At 73.7% G+C, this 1,537-nt stretch carries 1 protein-coding gene and 1 pseudogene; both read right to left on the bottom strand.

The genetic code is table 11. From position 1 onward, the window contains the following. The coding region (locus LCE31_RS39525) for a tetratricopeptide repeat protein (RefSeq protein ID WP_308042433.1) at positions 1–224 on the bottom strand (224 nt) is incomplete at its 3' end. Positions 225–250: 26 nt separating this feature from the next. Beyond that, positions 251–1,537, bottom strand: a pseudogene (locus tag LCE31_RS39530) (hypothetical protein); the annotation flags it as partial.

The raw sequence follows: 1,537 nt of genomic DNA on the forward strand, positions 1-1,537 counted from the left end.
CCGAGGTTGTTCAGTGCCTGGCCTTCGCGGTGGCGGTCGCCGGTCTCCCGGCAGATGGCCAGGTCCCGGGTGTGGGCGTTGATGGCCTCCTGGAACCTGCGCACCTCCTGCAGGGCGAGGCCGAGGTTGTTCAGTGCCTGGCCTTCGCGGTGGCGGTCGCCGGTCTCCCGGCAGATGGCCAGGTCCCGGGTGTGGGCGTTGATGGCCTCCTGGAACCTGCGCACCTCCTGCAGGGCGAGGCCGAGGTTGTTCAGCGCCTGGCCTTCGCGGTGGCGGTCGCCGGTCTGTTGGAAGATGCCGGCCGCGGCGGTGGTGAGGGTGATCCAGTCGTCGAAGTGGCGGCGGCGGTCATACTGGTGCGTTCGGCGTCCAGCCAGGCCAGGGCTGCCTGGCGGCCGGTGAACGCCTCCGAGCGGGGGCGGTCGGGGCGGGTGTCCAGGTGAGTGCCGGCGGCTTCAGCGGTGGCGAGGTAGTGGTCGAGCAGCCGGGTGGCGGCCTGTTCGCGCCGGTCGGGTCCGGCCTGCCGCCGGCCGTGTTCGTGGGCGTAGAGGCGGACCAGGTCGTGGATGCGCCAGCGGCCCCAGCTCCCGGCGGCGGGGTCGACAAGGTGGGCGCGGGCCAGGTCACCCAGGAGTTCCCCGGCCGTGTACGCGTCCACCACCGCCTCGTCCCGGGCTCCGGCCGCTTCTTCCCCGGCCTCGTCGGGGTGGCCGGGGCCGAGGAGGTGGGCGGCGGCCAGAGTGGAGACCTCGGGGCCGGCATTGAGGGGCAGCAGACGAAACAGCTGGGCCTGTGCGTCGGTCAGGTACTGGTAGGACAGGTCGAACGCGGCCCGTACCGCCTGGCCGGCATCCTGCCGGCCCGTGCCGGTGCGGCGTATCCGGTCCAGGCGGGTGTGCTCGCTCTGCAGGGCGTCCGCCATCGCTGACAGCGGCGGTCTGGAGGGGTCGGCGAGGCGGGCCGCGATGATCCGCAAAGCCAGCGGCAGCCCCGCACACAGCCGGGCCAGCCGCAGCGCTTGACCGGCGTCGTCCTCCACACGGGTGTCCGCTGCGCCGTGCGCCACGCGCAGGGCCTGGCGCAGCAGGTCGACCGACGACTCCTCGTCCAGGACGGTCAGTTCGTGCAGGCGGGCGCCGAGGTCCAGGGTATGGCGGGAGGTGACCACCGCCCCGGTGACCTGGTCGGTGGGCAGCAGCGGGCGGGCCTGGTCCTCACTGCCGGCGTTGTCCACGACCACCAGGACCCGGCGCCCCTGGCCCGCGTAGGCGGCCAGCACCGACCGGAACAGCGAGACACGGCCCGCTTCGGTGTCGGGGACGTGCTCGGCCGGCATGCCCATGTCCCGCAGCCAGCCGCCCAGAACCTGGTGCGCACCCAGCCGCCGCTGCGGTTCGGGGTCGTAGCCGTTGAGGTCGGCGAACAGCACCCCGCCGGGAAACCACCCCGGCATGCCGAGCGCGCGGGTCGCAGCCTGCACAGCCAGCTCGGTCTTGCCCACACCCGCAAGCCCCGCCACCGCCGCCACCAGCACCAC

It is taken from the genome of Streptomyces sp. 8L (genome assembly GCF_020176795.1).
Classification (GTDB): domain Bacteria; phylum Actinomycetota; class Actinomycetes; order Streptomycetales; family Streptomycetaceae; genus Streptomyces.